Annotated in this window: 1 pseudogene; it reads left to right on the forward strand. The window is 51.8% G+C overall.

Annotation, left to right across the window (positions count from 1 at the left end):
• Positions 1–101: 101 nt before the first annotated feature.
• Positions 102–433, forward strand: a pseudogene (locus tag PsAD37_RS27815) (IS3 family transposase); the annotation flags it as partial.
• Between the last annotated feature and the right edge of the window lie 127 nt (positions 434–560).

The following is a 560-nucleotide window of genomic DNA, read 5'->3' on the forward strand; positions in this document are numbered from 1 at the left end:
ACTTTTGATTGAAGGGGCATGCCCCTTCAATCAAAAGTCAAAGCTGCGAAAGTGGGGAATTTTCAAGCAGCACAAATGGGGAAAATACATCCAGCACTGACAAGCGGTTACAGAAAGAGAACGAGCACCTGCGGCGTGCGGTTTCAGACCTTACGTTGGACAAGCTGATCTTGAAGGAAGCGGCATCGGGAAACTTCTGAGCCCCTCACGCAGGTGGGCCTGTATCGATCATGTGCATAGTCGGTTCAAGGTTTCTGAGCGGTGTGTTTGCCGCGTTCTGGGGCAACATTGATCAACACAGCGGCGTTTGCCACGTGGGCGTACTGATGAAGAACGCCTGATCGCGGATATGATCGAGCTGACACGTCAGTATGGTCGGTATGGCTACCGTCGGATTGCAGCCTTGTTGAGAGACGCAGGCTGGCTGACTAACGTAAGCGTCCGGCGAACCCGACCTGACGATTCTAGCTTTGCTGCTCTATCGTACGTGTAGTTTTATCTGCATGGACTTTGATGATGATAGAAAGCCAAGGACGGCGCTGTGGTGATAATGACACACT

The organism is Pseudovibrio sp. Ad37, assembly GCF_001623075.1.
GTDB lineage: Bacteria > Pseudomonadota > Alphaproteobacteria > Rhizobiales > Stappiaceae > Pseudovibrio.